General features: G+C 51.9%; 10 protein-coding genes and 3 rRNA genes. 9 read left to right on the forward strand and 4 right to left on the reverse strand.

From position 1 onward, the window contains the following. The first annotated feature begins 700 nt into the window (after nucleotides 1-700). The 8 genes from ACR1UW_RS08560 (at nucleotide 701) to ACR1UW_RS08595 (ending at nucleotide 10,664) form a co-directional block, all read left to right on the forward strand. Nucleotides 701-2,259, forward strand: a 16S ribosomal RNA gene (locus ACR1UW_RS08560). 532 nt (nucleotides 2,260-2,791) lie between these two features. Continuing rightward, nucleotides 2,792-5,719, forward strand: a 23S ribosomal RNA gene (locus ACR1UW_RS08565). A 105-nt stretch (nucleotides 5,720-5,824) separates the two neighbouring features. Continuing rightward, nucleotides 5,825-5,941, forward strand: a 5S ribosomal RNA gene (rrf, locus tag ACR1UW_RS08570). Together the 16S, 23S and 5S rRNA genes form the textbook arrangement of a ribosomal RNA operon. Nucleotides 5,942-6,548: 607 nt before the next feature. Continuing rightward, nucleotides 6,549-7,607 carry a helix-turn-helix transcriptional regulator gene (locus ACR1UW_RS08575; RefSeq protein ID WP_498932921.1) on the forward strand — a complete coding sequence of 353 codons (1,059 nt, stop codon included), beginning with the start codon at nucleotides 6,549-6,551 and terminating at the stop codon, nucleotides 7,605-7,607. After that, the gene (locus tag ACR1UW_RS08580; RefSeq protein WP_498932923.1) at nucleotides 7,549-7,791 is read left to right on the forward strand and encodes a hypothetical protein; all 243 of its coding nucleotides are present in this window, start codon (nucleotides 7,549-7,551) and stop codon (nucleotides 7,789-7,791) included. Before ACR1UW_RS08575 ends, ACR1UW_RS08580 begins: the two co-directional genes overlap by 59 nt. Nucleotides 7,792-7,798: 7 nt before the next feature. Then, nucleotides 7,799-8,002, forward strand: coding sequence for an ATP-binding domain-containing protein (locus tag ACR1UW_RS08585; protein WP_033027907.1), 204 nt, complete (start codon nucleotides 7,799-7,801; stop codon nucleotides 8,000-8,002). A gap of 307 nt (nucleotides 8,003-8,309) precedes the next feature. Continuing rightward, a complete protein-coding gene (locus ACR1UW_RS08590) occupies nucleotides 8,310-9,824 on the forward strand; it encodes a malate:quinone oxidoreductase (protein WP_289652233.1) in 1,515 nt (504 codons plus the stop codon). Nucleotides 9,825-10,109: 285 nt separating this feature from the next. After that, nucleotides 10,110-10,664 (forward strand): YpiB family protein, encoded by a 555-nt coding sequence (locus ACR1UW_RS08595; RefSeq protein WP_033010977.1) that lies wholly within the window; start codon nucleotides 10,110-10,112, stop codon nucleotides 10,662-10,664. Between the two features lie 104 nt (nucleotides 10,665-10,768). Here ACR1UW_RS08595 and ACR1UW_RS08600 read toward each other — a convergent pair whose 3' ends face one another. The 3 genes from ACR1UW_RS08600 to ACR1UW_RS08610 all read right to left on the reverse strand — a co-directional run bounded on the left by ACR1UW_RS08600 (nucleotide 10,769) and on the right by ACR1UW_RS08610 (nucleotide 13,767). After that, nucleotides 10,769-11,890 (reverse strand): NAD(P)/FAD-dependent oxidoreductase, encoded by a 1,122-nt coding sequence (locus tag ACR1UW_RS08600; protein WP_033025183.1) that lies wholly within the window; start codon nucleotides 11,888-11,890, stop codon nucleotides 10,769-10,771. Between the two features lie 106 nt (nucleotides 11,891-11,996). Continuing rightward, the gene (gene speD, locus ACR1UW_RS08605; RefSeq protein ID WP_015374578.1) at nucleotides 11,997-12,791 is read right to left on the reverse strand and encodes an adenosylmethionine decarboxylase; all 795 of its coding nucleotides are present in this window, start codon (nucleotides 12,789-12,791) and stop codon (nucleotides 11,997-11,999) included. 136 nt (nucleotides 12,792-12,927) lie between these two features. Beyond that, nucleotides 12,928-13,767, reverse strand: a complete 840-nt coding sequence (locus tag ACR1UW_RS08610) for an MBL fold metallo-hydrolase (protein WP_023633976.1) — start codon at nucleotides 13,765-13,767, stop codon at nucleotides 12,928-12,930. A 357-nt stretch (nucleotides 13,768-14,124) separates the two neighbouring features. Between ACR1UW_RS08610 and ACR1UW_RS08615 the strand changes: the two genes are divergently transcribed. Then, on the forward strand, nucleotides 14,125-14,382 hold the full coding sequence (locus ACR1UW_RS08615; RefSeq protein ID WP_193443837.1) for a hypothetical protein: 258 nt from the start codon (nucleotides 14,125-14,127) through the stop codon (nucleotides 14,380-14,382). 386 nt (nucleotides 14,383-14,768) lie between these two features. On the opposite strand, the gene ACR1UW_RS08620 is transcribed toward ACR1UW_RS08615, so the two are convergent. Then, entirely contained in the window at nucleotides 14,769-16,082 is a 1,314-nt protein-coding gene (locus tag ACR1UW_RS08620; RefSeq protein ID WP_498932927.1) for a LolA family protein, read from the reverse strand. Nucleotides 16,083-16,411 lie beyond the last annotated feature (329 nt).

The raw sequence follows: 16,411 nt of genomic DNA on the forward strand, positions 1-16,411 counted from the left end.
ACTTGTGAATTCCTTGATGATGTGCTAATCTATTCATGAGACATGAACCTCCTTGTGAATGGTTTGGTAGCACATCTATTCTAACCAAGGAATCGGGTTCATGTCTCCTTTTTTGTTTCGATGTAAATTTATGTTAGTGATTTTGCTCATCTACAGTAAATAAAAAATCCTTTGTTTTGACCTTGTTAGGGTGCGAAATGTGAGTCGTAAGGTGCGAAATGTGAGGTTTAGGTAAGTTGGAAGATGAAATTTGCTCAAGGGCAGATGCCGGGGGACAGTGGTGATATACAGAGGAATGCAGCTTGATTTTGGTTGAAATTGCATGTACAAAAACTGTTGACTTCAAATGATGAAAGTAGTATTATATAAAACGTCGCTTCGGTGGTAGACAAGAAGCGGCCTAAATGCATTCAACAAAGAACGAAAACGCAAAAGTTAAAAAATGCTTATTGACAAAATATGATTTTTTGATATAATTAAATTCGCCAGGTTGTTCAAGATAGTAATTAAGAAACTTGGCGATCGTCGGATGGAATCGTTATATTAATTAAAGAAATTGAATTGCAAACACGAGCGAATTCAGAAAAGCTGAATTCCTCAAGATTATGGAAAGAAGTTGCTTGTTCCTTGAAAACTGAACGAAACGAAGCGCGACGAAAAGCGGAGGTCCGCATGGGCCGAAGCAAAAGCCAATCAACTTTCTTTGGAGAGTTTGATCCTGGCTCAGGACGAACGCTGGCGGCGTGCCTAATACATGCAAGTCGAGCGGACCGAACGAGAGCTTGCTCTTGTTTGGTCAGCGGCGGACGGGTGAGTAACACGTGGGCAACCTGCCCGCAAGACCGGGATAACTCCGGGAAACCGGAGCTAATACCGGATAACACCGAAGACCGCATGGTCTTCGGTTGAAAGGCGGCCTTTGGGCTGTCACTTGCGGATGGGCCCGCGGCGCATTAGCTAGTTGGTGAGGTAACGGCTCACCAAGGCGACGATGCGTAGCCGGCCTGAGAGGGTGACCGGCCACACTGGGACTGAGACACGGCCCAGACTCCTACGGGAGGCAGCAGTAGGGAATCTTCCGCAATGGGCGAAAGCCTGACGGAGCGACGCCGCGTGAGCGAAGAAGGCCTTCGGGTCGTAAAGCTCTGTTGTGAGGGACGAAGGAGCGCCGTTCGAAGAGGGCGGCGCGGTGACGGTACCTCACGAGAAAGCCCCGGCTAACTACGTGCCAGCAGCCGCGGTAATACGTAGGGGGCGAGCGTTGTCCGGAATTATTGGGCGTAAAGCGCGCGCAGGCGGTCTCTTAAGTCTGATGTGAAAGCCCACGGCTCAACCGTGGAGGGTCATTGGAAACTGGGGGACTTGAGGGCAGGAGAGGAGAGCGGAATTCCACGTGTAGCGGTGAAATGCGTAGAGATGTGGAGGAACACCAGTGGCGAAGGCGGCTCTCTGGCCTGCACCTGACGCTGAGGCGCGAAAGCGTGGGGAGCAAACAGGATTAGATACCCTGGTAGTCCACGCCGTAAACGATGAGTGCTAAGTGTTAGAGGGGTCACACCCTTTAGTGCTGCAGCTAACGCGATAAGCACTCCGCCTGGGGAGTACGGCCGCAAGGCTGAAACTCAAAGGAATTGACGGGGGCCCGCACAAGCGGTGGAGCATGTGGTTTAATTCGAAGCAACGCGAAGAACCTTACCAGGTCTTGACATCCCCTGACAACCCAAGAGATTGGGCGTTCCCCCTTCGGGGGGACAGGGTGACAGGTGGTGCATGGTTGTCGTCAGCTCGTGTCGTGAGATGTTGGGTTAAGTCCCGCAACGAGCGCAACCCTCGCCTCTAGTTGCCAGCATTCGGTTGGGCACTCTAGAGGGACTGCCGGCGACAAGTCGGAGGAAGGTGGGGATGACGTCAAATCATCATGCCCCTTATGACCTGGGCTACACACGTGCTACAATGGGCGGTACAAAGGGCTGCGAACCCGCGAGGGGGAGCGAATCCCAAAAAGCCGCTCTCAGTTCGGATTGCAGGCTGCAACTCGCCTGCATGAAGCCGGAATCGCTAGTAATCGCGGATCAGCATGCCGCGGTGAATACGTTCCCGGGCCTTGTACACACCGCCCGTCACACCACGAGAGCTTGCAACACCCGAAGTCGGTGAGGTAACCCGCAAGGGAGCCAGCCGCCGAAGGTGGGGCAAGTGATTGGGGTGAAGTCGTAACAAGGTAGCCGTACCGGAAGGTGCGGCTGGATCACCTCCTTTCTAAGGACGAAAAGCGGAGGCCGCAATGGCCAACCTGTCGATACATCAGCGCTTCTCGTTTCGTTCAGTTTTGAGGGAATGAGAAATTCCTTCACTTGTTTTGCGCCTGCGTCTTCTAGCAGATTCAAGGAAGATGGATTCCTCGGCGCAAAGCTGCAAGGAAGCAGACTCAAGGCAGTCGCTTCGTTCAGTTTTGAAGGAATGAGAAATTCCTTCAAAAGCGCCTGTGCCTGCGTCTGCTAGCAGGTTCAGGGAAGCAAGATTCCTCGGCTCGCAACAGCTGCTACGTCTACAAGTGAATTCAGAGAAGCTGGATTCCTCGACGCAAACCAGCGAAGAAGCAGGTTCAAGGCAGCAACTTCGTTCCTTGAAAACTAGATAACCGGAAAAGCGGAGGCTCGCGTGGTTCGCCGCGATGGGCAAATGTTCTTCGCCTGCAAGGGTGCTTGCACCCGGAAGGCGAAGGTTATTTGACCCCAGAGCGGCAGGCGAGCCGACGCTAGACAATAAGGAAGAAGCCGAGAGCGCTGTAGGTTAAGCTAGAAAGGGCGCACGGTGGATGCCTTGGCACTAGGAGCCGATGAAGGACGGGGCAAACGCCGAAACGCTCCGGGGAGCTGTAAGCAAGCGTTGATCCGGAGATGTCCGAATGGGGGAACCCACTGTCCGTAATGGGGCAGTATCCATGCCTGAATCCATAGGGCATGGAGGGCACACCCGGGGAACTGAAACATCTTAGTACCCGGAGGAGAAGAAAGCAAACGCGATTCCCTGAGTAGCGGCGAGCGAAACGGGAACAGCCCAAACCAAGAGGCGTGCCTCTTGGGGTTGTAGGACCGCTCATTGTGGGAGTGAGAAAGGAACGGGGTAGACGAACCGGTCTGGAACGGCCGGCCAGAGAAGGTGACAGCCCTGTAGTCGAAACTTCGTTCCCTCCCGAGCGGATCCTGAGTACGGCGGGACACGGGAAATCCCGTCGGAAGCAGGGAGGACCATCTCCCAAGGCTAAATACTCCCTAGTGACCGATAGTGCACCAGTACCGTGAGGGAAAGGTGAAAAGCACCCCGGAAGGGGAGTGAAAGAGAACCTGAAACCGTGTGCCTACAAGTAGTCAGAGCGCGTTCATGCGTGATGGCGTGCCTTTTGTAGAATGAACCGGCGAGTGACGATGGCGTGCGAGGTTAAGCCGAAGAGGCGGAGCCGCAGCGAAAGCGAGTCTGAACAGGGCGAAAAGTACGTCGTCGTCGACCCGAAACCAGGTGATCTACCCATGTCCAGGGTGAAGGCCGGGTAACACCGGCTGGAGGCCCGAACCCACGCACGTTGAAAAGTGCGGGGATGAGGTGTGGGTAGGGGTGAAATGCCAATCGAACTTGGAGATAGCTGGTTCTCCCCGAAATAGCTTTAGGGCTAGCCTCGGGATGGAGAGTGTTGGAGGTAGAGCACTGATTGGGCTAGGGGCCCTCATCGGGTTACCGAACCCAGTCAAACTCCGAATGCCAACGACTTATGCCCGGGAGTCAGACTGCGAGTGATAAGATCCGTGGTCGAGAGGGAAACAGCCCAGATCGCCAGCTAAGGCCCCAAAGTGCACGTTCAGTGGAAAAGGATGTGGAGTTGCAAAGACAACCAGGATGTTGGCTTAGAAGCAGCCACCATTTAAAGAGTGCGTAATAGCTCACTGGTCGAGTGACTCTGCGCCGAAAATGTACCGGGGCTAAACGTGCCGCCGAAGCTGCGGGATGACCGTTGGTCATCGGTAGGGGAGCGTTCTAAGGGCGTTGAAGCCAGACCGGAAGGACTGGTGGAGCGCTTAGAAGTGAGAATGCCGGTATGAGTAGCGAAAACAGAGGTGAGAATCCTCTGCGCCGAAAGCCTAAGGGTTCCTGAGGAAGGTTCGTCCGCTCAGGGTTAGTCGGGACCTAAGCCGAGGCCGAAAGGCGTAGGTGATGGACAACAGGTTGAGATTCCTGTACCACCTCCTTCCCGTTTGAGCGATGGGGGGACGCAGGAGGATAGGGCGAGCAGGCGGCTGGAAGAGCCTGTCCAAGCCGCAAGGCTGATCCGTAGGCAAATCCGCGGATTGTAAGGCCAAGCGGTGATGGCGACGGAGTCATCCGGAAGTCCCCGATTTCACACTGCCAAGAAAAGCCTCTAGCGAGGGAAGAGGTGCCCGTACCGCAAACCGACACAGGTAGGCGAGGAGAGAATCCTAAGGCGCGCGGGAGAACTCTCGTTAAGGAACTCGGCAAAATGACCCCGTAACTTCGGGAGAAGGGGTGCTCGTTTGGGTGAAGAGCCCGAACGAGCCGCAGTGAAAAGGCCCAAGCGACTGTTTATCAAAAACACAGGTCTCTGCGAAGCCGAAAGGCGACGTATAGGGGCTGACACCTGCCCGGTGCTGGAAGGTTAAGGGGAGCGCTTAGCGGAAGCGAAGGTGCGAACCGAAGCCCCAGTAAACGGCGGCCGTAACTATAACGGTCCTAAGGTAGCGAAATTCCTTGTCGGGTAAGTTCCGACCCGCACGAAAGGTGTAACGACTTGGGCGCTGTCTCAACGAGAGACCCGGTGAAATTATACTACCTGTGAAGATGCAGGTTACCCGCGACAGGACGGAAAGACCCCGTGGAGCTTTACTGCAGCCTGATATGGAATTTTGGTATCGCTTGTACAGGATAGGTGGGAGCCTGGGAAGCCGGAGCGCCAGCTTCGGTGGAGGCGGCGGTGGGATACCACCCTGGCGGTATTGAAGTTCTAACCCGCACCCCTTAGCGGGGTGGGAGACAGTGTCAGGCGGGCAGTTTGACTGGGGCGGTCGCCTCCCAAAAGGTAACGGAGGCGCCCAAAGGTTCCCTCAGAATGGTTGGAAATCATTCGGAGAGTGCAAAGGCACAAGGGAGCTTGACTGCGAGACGGACAGGTCGAGCAGGGACGAAAGTCGGGCTTAGTGATCCGGTGGTTCCGCATGGAAGGGCCATCGCTCAACGGATAAAAGCTACCCCGGGGATAACAGGCTGATCTCCCCCAAGAGTCCACATCGACGGGGAGGTTTGGCACCTCGATGTCGGCTCATCGCATCCTGGGGCTGTAGTCGGTCCCAAGGGTTGGGCTGTTCGCCCATTAAAGCGGTACGCGAGCTGGGTTCAGAACGTCGTGAGACAGTTCGGTCCCTATCCGTCGCGGGCGCAGGAAATTTGAGAGGAGCTGTCCTTAGTACGAGAGGACCGGGATGGACGCACCGCTGGTGTACCAGTTGTCCCGCCAGGGGCACCGCTGGGTAGCTATGTGCGGACGGGATAAGCGCTGAAAGCATCTAAGCGTGAAGCCCCCCTCAAGATGAGATTTCCCACCGCGTCAGGCGGGTAAGATCCCTCGAAGATGACGAGGTCGATAGGTCCGAGGTGGAAGCGTGGCGACACGTGGAGCTGACGGATACTAATCGATCGAGGGCTTGACCTATGAGCGGCTTCTTCCAACGGTTATCTAGTTTTGAGGGAATGAACATCCTGTTGACAAATCCAACAGGATGGATATAATAATTACTGTCCAAGATGATCATCATTGCCTAGTGGCTATGGCGGAGGGGAAACACCCGTTCCCATCCCGAACACGGAAGTTAAGCCCTCCAGCGCCGATGGTAGTTGGGGCCAGCGCCCCTGCAAGAGTAGGTCGCTGCTAGGCAAAGAACAAGCAGCCAGTTGTGCGTAATGCATAATTGGCTGCTTTTGTTTTTGTTGACCAAGTTTCTGGAAGCCTCCCGTTCTTAATAAGGTGGATGGATCACGATCCGCTTTTTTCAGAACTCCTATTTGCCCTTGGAAATGTTCACTCGTTCAACCTTTCTTTTTCGCCCTTCTCCTTGCGCATCATGCTGAATGACAATGTTAGTAGTGGAATATCTGTGAACTACCCACCACCTACGCTTCGCTTAGAGGTGGGGCTTCAAGCGACTTGTGTGTGTTCGCTGAACGGTAAGCCACACACAAGAACCCTTTACGCTTCCCTTCGTTCCGAAGGTGTCCGTTCTAGCCATATTCTATCCTATTCGTTGGCTAACGCCAACCGAAATTCATCTCCCACTTTCACTGGTGCTGGCGCACCTTCACGTTTAGAAGTAGGAGACTTCTTTCGGAGGGAAGTTAAAGAGAATGCAAAATTTTTTTGAAGTACATATAATGTCCAAGTGGAGATGGTAATATATTGTTGGGGATTCATAATGGGACCATTTTAGGATTATTATAGTAATTTGGGCTGATCGGCGTTTCGACAGTACAATGGGGGGATGAGCGTGGATGATCAGCACCCAAAGTCATTGCGGGTTCTATCCATTTATGAGAGGCTTCGCAAAGGGGAGGCGATTTCAAAAAAGAGGGAGGCGGAACGGTTTAGCGTCAACGAAAAAACCATTCAGCGTGATCTCGATGAGTTGCGTGCGTACATTGCCGAGATGTTCCAAGGTTTAATGGAATTGGAGTATGATCGGAAGAAAAATGGTTATGTGCTGAAGAAGGACGAAGAAGGATGGTTGACAAACAAAGAAATTTTGGTTGTCTCTAAAATACTGCTGGAAAGTCGTTCGCTGCCAAAGGAAGAGATGGATCGAATATTGAAAAAACTCATTTTTCAATCCCATCCGCAAAATCAACGGTTTATTCAGGAAGTGATCCAAAATGAACGTTTTCACTATGTTCCTTTGCAGCATAACCAACCGCTTATTGAAATCATTTGGGAGTTAAGCAGCGCTGTACATACGAAACGCATTGTTTTAATCGACTACAAAAAGGAAGGGAGCGATGCCCCCGTTGCCCGGAAAGTCAAACCGGTAGGCATTATTTTTTCCGACTATTACTTTTACTTGATTGCCTTTCCGGAAGATTATGATTTTGACTTTCCAACGATTTATCGCATTGACCGTATTGTCCGCTATACGATAACTGACGAACATTTTCACTATGATTACAAAAATCGTTTTGAAGAGGGGGAGTTTCGGAAACGGGTGCAATTTATGCATGCTGGGGAATTGATAAAAATCACCTTCCGCTTTTGGGGTTCGTCTTTGCAGGCGATTTTGGACCGTCTTCCTACCGCGAAAGTTATAGGGAAAGATGGAGATGCTTTTGTCATTGAGGCTGAAGTATACGGGCGCGGTATCAAAATGTGGCTGCTAAGCCAGGCGCAATATTTGGAGGTGATCAAGCCAAAAGAGTTTCGCGAAGAGATGAAAAGAACGATTGAAGAGATGCTGGGGAATTATCGGCAAGAATTTGAATTTAGAGGGCATTCAACAAATGACGTTTCAACAGCTGGCCTTGATGATTTTGCCTTTCTTGCCGAAGGGCCAGCTTGATCGGTCGCATCACTGGTATTTTGAAAGCGTTTTGTTTGATGATGATGAACTAGAGCGAAAACGAATTGAGTTCAAAGGTTCGTTGTCTTTTATGCGGCTGCTTGACTGGTTTGTCGAAGGAATAAAGGAACGATACGAATCGCAGATGCAGCCGGTCATGGTGTTCGATGAGTATTTGCCATAGCAAAGGAATGGAATTTGATGCGGTGATGCTGGCCAACGTGAATGGAGAACATTTTCCTAATGACGATTTGCATGCCCGTCTCCTTTATGTTCTGGTCACCCGCGCCCAGCATGAGTTGAAAATATTTTATCAACATGAACCGTCGCCGCTATTGGAAGGGCTCGTTCAGCCAACAGCCAAATCCGCTTCCAAGTTTGATGACATCTTATGAGAAGGCGGTGCATGCCCATCCCTAAAGTTCAAAATTTCTTCATTTTTTCTCCACAGATGGTGGCGAAATATTCAACTATTTTGTAAAATTAAATATGTAGGTGAGCGTAGGTTTCCACTATTGATACCATAATTGTGGAGTAAAATACTTTATTATATAAGTATATTTTTTTAGTGTGAATAAAAGTGATATACTATAAGTTAAATGTGTTATAATATTTCTTGTCATCTCCCCCAAGCGGCGAGGGGGAGTGCTGAAATCGTTTCGAGCGGTCGCTCACCGTTTTTACAAATATGAGAGGATAGGGATGGTAAACATGGGCAACAAACAAGGAAAAACGGATGTCATCTTAATCGGCGCGGGCATTATGAGCGCGACGTTGGGGACGCTGCTCAAGGAATTGGCGCCCGAGTGGGACATTGTCGTCTTTGAAAGACTGGAAGAGGCAGGAGCGGAAAGCTCCAACGAGTGGAACAACGCCGGGACGGGGCATGCGGCGCTGTGTGAGTTGAACTATACGGTTGAGAAGGCCGATGGGTCGATCGACATCGGCAAAGCGATTAAAATCAATGAGCAGTTTTACGTCTCCTTGCAGTTTTGGGCTTATTTAGTCAACAGCGGTATTCTTCGTGACCCGAAAGATTTCGTCCGTCCGCTGCCGCATATGAGCTTTGTGCAAGGGGAAGACAATGTGGCGTTTTTGAAAAAGCGCCACGAAACGATGGCGGCCAATCCGCTGTTTAAAGGGATGGAGTTCACAGATGATCCGAAGAAGCTGGCCGAATGGGTGCCGCTCATGATGGAAGGGCGGGTGGTGGACGAGCCGATCGCGGCGACGCGGATCGAATCGGGAACGGACGTGAACTTCGGGGCGTTGACGCGTCAACTGTTTGAACATTTGAAACGGAAGAACGTGGAGATCCGCTACCGCCATCATGTCGAGGATATCAAACGGACAAGCGACGGTTTATGGGAGCTGAAAGTGCGGAATTTGGACACGGGCACGGTGGAGCTTCATGCGGCCAAGTTCGTCTTCATCGGCGCCGGGGGAGGCAGCCTCCATCTGTTGCAAAAGTCCGGCATTCCGGAAGGGAAGGGAATCGGCGGCTTCCCGGTGAGCGGGTTGTTTATGGTGTGCAACAATCCCGAGGTCGTCGAGCAGCACCATGCGAAAGTGTACGGCAAAGCGAAAGTCGGCGCGCCGCCGATGTCGGTGCCGCATTTGGACACGCGGTTTATCGACAATCAAAAGATGCTGCTGTTTGGGCCATTTGCCGGGTTTTCGCCGAAGTTTTTGAAAAACGGCTCGATGCTCGACTTGTTCACCTCGATCAAGCCGCATAACGTATTGACGATCTTGGCGGCGGGCGTGAAAAATATGTCCTTGACCAACTATTTAATCCAGCAAGTGCTGTTGTCGAAAGAACAGCGCATGCAAGAGCTGCGGGAATTCGTCCCGACGGCGAAAAGCGACGAGTGGGACATCGTCGTGGCGGGTCAGCGCGTGCAAGTGATCAAAGACACGGAAGCTGGCGGCAAAGGAACGCTGCAGTTTGGCACGGAAGTCGTTCATGCGGCCGATGGCTCGATCGCGGCGTTGCTCGGCGCTTCGCCAGGCGCATCGACGGCGGTTCATGTGATGTTGGAAGTGATTGAGAAATGCTTCCCGGAACGGATGAAAGAATGGGGGCCGAAAGTGAAAGAAATGATTCCGTCCTACGGTGAATCATTGATGAAAAACGAATCGCTTTTGCGGCAAGTGCAAGCGTCTACAGCGGAAGCGCTCGGATTGAACGGCCACTTTGCGATGCAGTTGGCGTAGGCTTATAGGTTTGAGCAATGGAAAGGAAAGCCGAGAGCCCGTTGCTTAGAAGGAGCAGCCGCCTGGAAATGAAGGGCGGCTGTTTTTCTATTTCGTTTGCCGCTTGGTGTCGGAATGAAAGGGGCCTTGCCCTGCGGTTTTCAGATGCACGGCGGGGCGCAATCAAGTATACTGGAAAACAAAGACGTGAATGGAATAGCAATGGATCATCGAGGCTTGTTGAGACGATCTTGCGCTGCGGCCGCTGTTATCTTCCATGGAGAAGCAGTTGAAGGGGGTGAGGCTATGACGAGATGGGTGTCCTATTCAGAAAAGCGGCAGTTCTTAACAACGTTTTTGCAGCAGCATCGTTTGAAGCATCCCGATGCCCGATTTGTGCTGCAATACTTGCTTCAACACCCCCATTTGCTTGAGAACGTCCATTTTACGGAAACCGAGCAAAAGCAGGCGCGGTGGCTGATCATTTCGACTGCGATGGCGGAAGAGGAAGGGCTCGTCTTTTATCGGCGCGGTCAAAAAAGCACGAGTCTTGCCTCGATTATGGGTGATTTGGCGCTGCATCCGAACGAGCCGCTCTATTTGACGCTCCATTTTCCAGGAAAGGCAAGGAATTTTTCGTACCTTCGGCTTATTGATCACCAAGCGTTTGAAAATGTCAGACGGCACGAGCGGCATGAGAAAATGGCGAAGGCGGCCGAGCAAGTGTTGGATGAGGCGCTGAAACGTCATGAACTGTCGGTGTTGAAAATGCAAATTGACCAGGCGCTTGACCGAAAAGATATGGCGTTGTTTCAACAGCTGACGGAACAGTTGAAAAAATACGAAGGACAAAACAGCTAAACGGGCTGCGGGCCTGCATGGGGCAAGCCCGCAGCCGGCGCTGGCCGCTGAACGCGGCAGTTGGGCATCGGGTGGGAGTGCTAGTGTTGCACCGTGCGGCAGCGTCAGGAAAGCGGGATGATGGCCTCGGCGACGTTGTAGTCGAACGAATCAAGTTCGGTCGGGCGGCCGAGCACAAGCTTGGCAAGCTCTGCGCCTAAATATGGCCCGACGGTGAGCCCGGAAGAGCCAAGGCCGTTGGCTGCGTAAAGTCCGGTAAAACCGGGAAGCGACCCGAAGACAGGGAGAAATCCAGGCGTGCGCGGGCGAAACCCGACCCGTGTTTCCACGTAGGTGCACGCCGACAGCCCTGGTGCGACGGCGAGCGCTTTGTCCAGTATTTCGTGGATGCCGCCGGCGGTGGCGCGGACATCCATCCCCGCTTCATCTTCATGGGTCGTTCCGATGATGATTCGCCCTCTAGGGAAGGCGAGCATATACTGATTGTTCGGCGGCATGACGACCGGCCATCGGCCAGTCTCGCCTGCCAACCATTCGAGATGAACGATTTGTCCTTTTTGCGGAGTGACGGCAAACCGAACGCCCAGCGGCTCAAGCAGTTCGCCAGCCCATGCGCCGGCTGTGACGATGACCGCTTCGGCCGTGTATTTCGCTCCATTGACTTCCACGCCGATGACGCGGGAGCCTTCAAACAGGATCTGGGCGTTTCCGCGGATGTAGGCGGCGCCAAGCTTTTGGGCCGCGTTTGTGAGGGCGTCCCGCACCGCCCGGCCGTTCACTCGGGCGGCGCCGCTCACATATAGGGCATGATGCTCACCGCCAAGCGGCGGAAACAGCTCCTTCGCCTCATGGGGATGAAGCCGCACGATCTCTCCCATTTCCGGCGCGTCTTCGCGCCGTTTGCGAGCGCGCTCCTCCATTTGTTCCAGTTTCTGTTCGTCTGTATGCAGGCAAAGCGCCCCGACGCGCGCATAACCGGTGTCCGTTTCCCCGAGCGCTTGCAGTTCTTCGATGAGGGAGGGGTAAAACTTCGCTCCGTTTTTGGCCAATCGGTACCATTTTTGGTTGCGGCGCTGCGACAGCCAAGGGCAGACAATCCCCGCCGCCGCACCGGTCGCCTGCCCTTTGTCGCCGCGGTCGATGATGATCACGTTTGCGCCTTCCTTGGCCAAATGGTAAGCGGTCGAGGCCCCTAAAATGCCGGCTCCGACGATGATGTACTTCATTCATGAACACCTTTTCCTTTTTTCTACTAGCATACCATAGACGGCGCCAATCGGGAACCGGTGTGGGCCGGCCCGAAAGCCGGCAGGCGTCAAAAAGGCGCCCGCGTCAAACGGTGTTCGGCATATTTTTTCCGTAAAAGATCTCATCCATTTCCCTTCTCAGCTTGGCGGTTGTTTCATTCGCTTCTTGTTCGCTCAAATCCTCTTTTGCATAGCCAAACAAGTAGTTGTCCAAGTCAAACTGTTTCAACTTGCATTTTGTGTGAAAAATATTCTCTTGGTAAATGTTTACGTCGATCATATCGTACTTTTCGCGAATGTGCTCCGGGATATAATCTTGAATCGACGTAATGTCATGGTCGATAAACAGCTTGTATCCGTGAATGTCGCGCGTAAATCCGCGCACGCGGTAGTCGATGATCATAATGTCGGCGTCAAATGAATGAATCAAATAGTCGAGCGCTTTGAGCGGCGAAATTTCCCCGCATGTGACGACATCAATATCGGCGCGGAACGTGCTGATTCCGTCATTCGGGTGATATTCTGGGTATGTATGGACGGTGATATGGCTTTTGTCAAGGGAAAGCACCACCGCCTCCGGCAAAGGGCCGTCATCTTCGGGCACCTCGACGACCGGCCCCTCGGAAACGAGCATCGTCACGCTCGCGCCCTGCGGAACGTAATCTTGTTTGGCGATGTTTAACACATGGGCGCCGATCATGTCGGCGACACGTTTTAAAAGATTCGTCAGCCGTTCGGCATTGTACACGTCGTCAATGTATTCGATATACGCCTCCCGCTCCTTCGCCGTTTTCGTATAGCAAATATCGTACATATTGAAGCTGAGCGATTTCGTCAAGTTGTTGAACCCGTGCAGCTTGACGCGCGGTGTTTCGTTCATCGACGGGACCCATCCTTTCGTTTTTTCTTAATTTGTCCCGTTGCTGGCGAAGATAGTAATTTTTCATTTGAAATGGAAGAAAACGGAATATAGGCTTGCCCTAATGGTCTATGGCCATTTCCGGGAAGCGTCCGCTTCAGCTTGCCCGTTTCGCTTGATATTCTTGAATGACCGACCGGACAATGTGAAGGGAGTCCCACTCCTTCGCCGAAAAAAAGACGATCGGATATTTTTTCGGGAAAAGCGTTTCTTGAATTTGTTTCGGCGGCATGCCTTTTTCGTATAAATCGATGATGTTGCCTTGAAGTTCAAGCAAGTAATCGAGTTTTCGCTGCAAGGCCTCGCGCCCGTTTGGGAGATAGCCGGCATGGGCGCAGAAGACGTCGCCGAAATCGTATGTCAACGTGCGTTGCAAGGAGGCGATGATCGCCGGGATGTTTTCCTCGCGCAAGATGACTTTCGTTTTCTCCTGACAGTACAAGTCGCCGCTGAACAATTGCCCCGTTTCGCGGTTCAAAAACGCCACATGATCGATGGAATGACCTGGCGTCGGGATGACGTCCCACGTTGCGCTTCGCGAGGAAAACGTCGTGCCGATCGGCTTGGCGGTGAATGGATCGCGCTTGCCCCAAAACACTTTTCGGTATAGCGGATAGTCCGCCTTTTGCTGGCAATAATGGATCATCAGTTCGTGCATGTAGATGGGCAGGCCCATCTTTCGCTGCAAAAATGCCGCGCAGCCGGTATGGTCTTCGTGATAGTGGGTGATGACGACTTGATCGATGTCTTGGTGTTGAAAAAACGAGGTGAATTCGTGCTCCATTGATTTGGCGCCGGTGTCAATCAGCACCCCATCGATGACAAAGCAGCGGACGGTGAGGCGGACGCCTTGAAACGTCGCCGTTCCTTTGGCGATATGCACGTTTTGAACCACTTCCGTTTCAAACCGTTTTTTGATCACTTTCTCGATCAGCATGGCGAACGGGCCTCCTTATTGGTGTGAGGATGTTGTTACCATTATACCACAACAGAATGAATGTTCATTCATTTGTTATTGGCGTTTCACACCCATCATGTGCTTGATGGGATGGAGAAAAGCGATGCTACAGTTAAGCTTACTTCAATCAAGCGTCTGTGAATATCCCCTCTTTTGGGGGATTGAACGTTTGATCAAAAGGAACGATTCGGAAATATGCAGGGGATGGTTTTGCGCAACTTGTATGATAAAATGATAGAAGATCGTATCGGAATGCGGATGCAATGGATGGACATTTGCGCCGACGCCTCCAATGGAGGACCGTCCATATTTCCGAAAGGTGAGAAGGGGATGTTCATGAAAACCGTTATTCACGCTTTCGTCATTTCGATCATCGTTCATGTCGTGTATTTGGCATCAACCATCGGCATAGGGTATTGGAAAACGAAGCTTTACAAGCCCGATGTGGAGAATGCTTGGGAGAAAGCGGCCATGCTGCAAAATGAAGTGGTGTTTGGCCACACGGGGTCGCCGATTTTGTATTTGGTGTCGTTTGTTGGAGTGGCAGCGATCGTTGCTTTGGTAATGCATGTGTACCAAATGGTTCGCGGCTGACAAAAGGAAAAAAGCCGGTCCCGACGGGGAACGAAGCCTGTTGGGGCGGCTTTTTCTTTTCGATTTCGTCTTCAAAAGGTGCCTCTCTCCCCTAACCGGAAAAGCGGAAGGGGGCGGCGCGTCAATACGCCGTCCATCCGGCATCAGCTACAATGACCGTGCCATTGACGAGGATTTCACTACTCTATGGGAATAACGAAGAAAAAGGAGAACAAGGGGATGACCGTTCTCCTTTTTCATGACGCAGATAGTGGAGATCAGTATTCATCTCTGTGAACATTATGGAGCAGGATCATATCCCACCACCGTCCATATTCCCGTCGCGTCTTGCCGGATCAGCCGTTTCAAATATACTCGCTTGATTGGAGTGTTGTGGGCGTCCACTTCTACGATGGCCTCCTTCCCGTTGTTTTGGATAATGCGCAAGTCTTCATAGTGAATCGGGTAATCTCCAGTAATGCCTCCAGGGGACATTTGCAGGCTGACAAATATTTGAGCCACAAACAAAGGATCCAATTTCCAAGGCGAACTTCCAGCATCGACGTTTTTTGATCATTTTTCTCCCGTTCCAAGTCAACAGGAACTTCCACCTTCGGCTTGAATGGGAATGGATCTTTATGTGTCGGCATTTCAAAGGCTCCGTTTGTCAGCTCTTTGGTGAATGCGATCAAGTCCCCCAAAGAGGCATGGCCGATAACGGCGTATTCAAACCCGTTTTGCCGCCAGCGAATCGAATGGAGGTCCGTCAGGCCGGCATATGGTCCTCCTGCTCCGATCACGCCTGATTCTTCTACAACCGGCGACTGAATTTCAGCAGTTTGGTGATGAATTTTCCCGACCATCGCGGTTGGGGCAAGTTTCCATTCGCCGATGGCTTTTCCTTGGATGATGACAATCTCTTTGTCCAGTGCCCGGTAATAGAGTTTGACCAGTTTTTTGTCCGGTATGATCGCGATGCGGTCTTGGACATATCCAGACGGGATTTGGCTGACCGTATCAGGCAGAAATCCGACAGCCTCCTTTGCTTCATCGATGTTGGTGACGATTTGTTCCGAGTTTTGGTTGACTTCTTGAAACCCTTTTGGCACATGGTAGGTCAGCAGTTTTTCAGGGATAGCGTGGTTCCATTCGATTTTCGTGTACGTCATTTTGTATTGGATCCCATGCTGCATTGCATATTGTTTTTGCAACGGAAGACGGGTTTCCTTATCAATCCATATCCGATAAGGCTCCCCTCCTTGTGGGGTGACTTCGACAATCCAAGATGGACGGTTGGCTGCCTTCTCTTCCCCGATGATGTTCGTTGATATGGCCTGTTTGATCCCTTTGATTTCGTTTCCGAGTTCAAAGGCAAAACGATACGGATCAGGGAAGGCAGGAAATCGATGAACTTGTTTTTCGGAAGGCCGGATCTGCCATTTCGTTTGCCCGTTATTGACGGTAATCAGCCCTTTGTTTGAACCTTCCAGTTCTTGTATATAATAGCGTCCGTGTTTGTCGGCCCAAATTTCCAATTTGGCTTGTGTGGTCGTCTTGCCTTGGGCATTCGTTTCGACAATTTCCAAAAATCCATGGTAGGCGTTGACGTCTTGAAAGGCTTTTTCCATCGCCTTTACAATGTTGGGATGGTCAAAGAGTGAAGCGAAATGGATCAGCAACGATAGGGCCAACATAGCCGCGATGCCGGCGATGCTGGCCATCCAGGCCCGTTTTTTCTTTTTCTGTTTTGTTTGCACTAGTTGATCGGTGACCGCACGGACCAGTTTGGCTGGAAAATCCCGCTCCGGCATGGCAGGCTCCCTGAGGCTGCGGACGAGCCTGGCTGTATGAAACAGCTTTTGCAATTCGGGATCTGCCCCTAAATGTTCATGGTCTTTTGGTTTTTTCTCGGCGTTCAATTGATCGATATAATCGGATAATCGGCGTTCGTTGTCATGCATCGATGGACTCCTCCTTTGGATAACGGTTTTCTATGCATGTCGCTATGCCGATCTTCAAGGTGAAACAAGGACGAAGGCTGTGATCATTT

Origin of the sequence: Geobacillus lituanicus, from assembly GCF_050994965.1 — a bacterium.
Classification (GTDB): domain Bacteria; phylum Bacillota; class Bacilli; order Bacillales; family Anoxybacillaceae; genus Geobacillus; species Geobacillus stearothermophilus.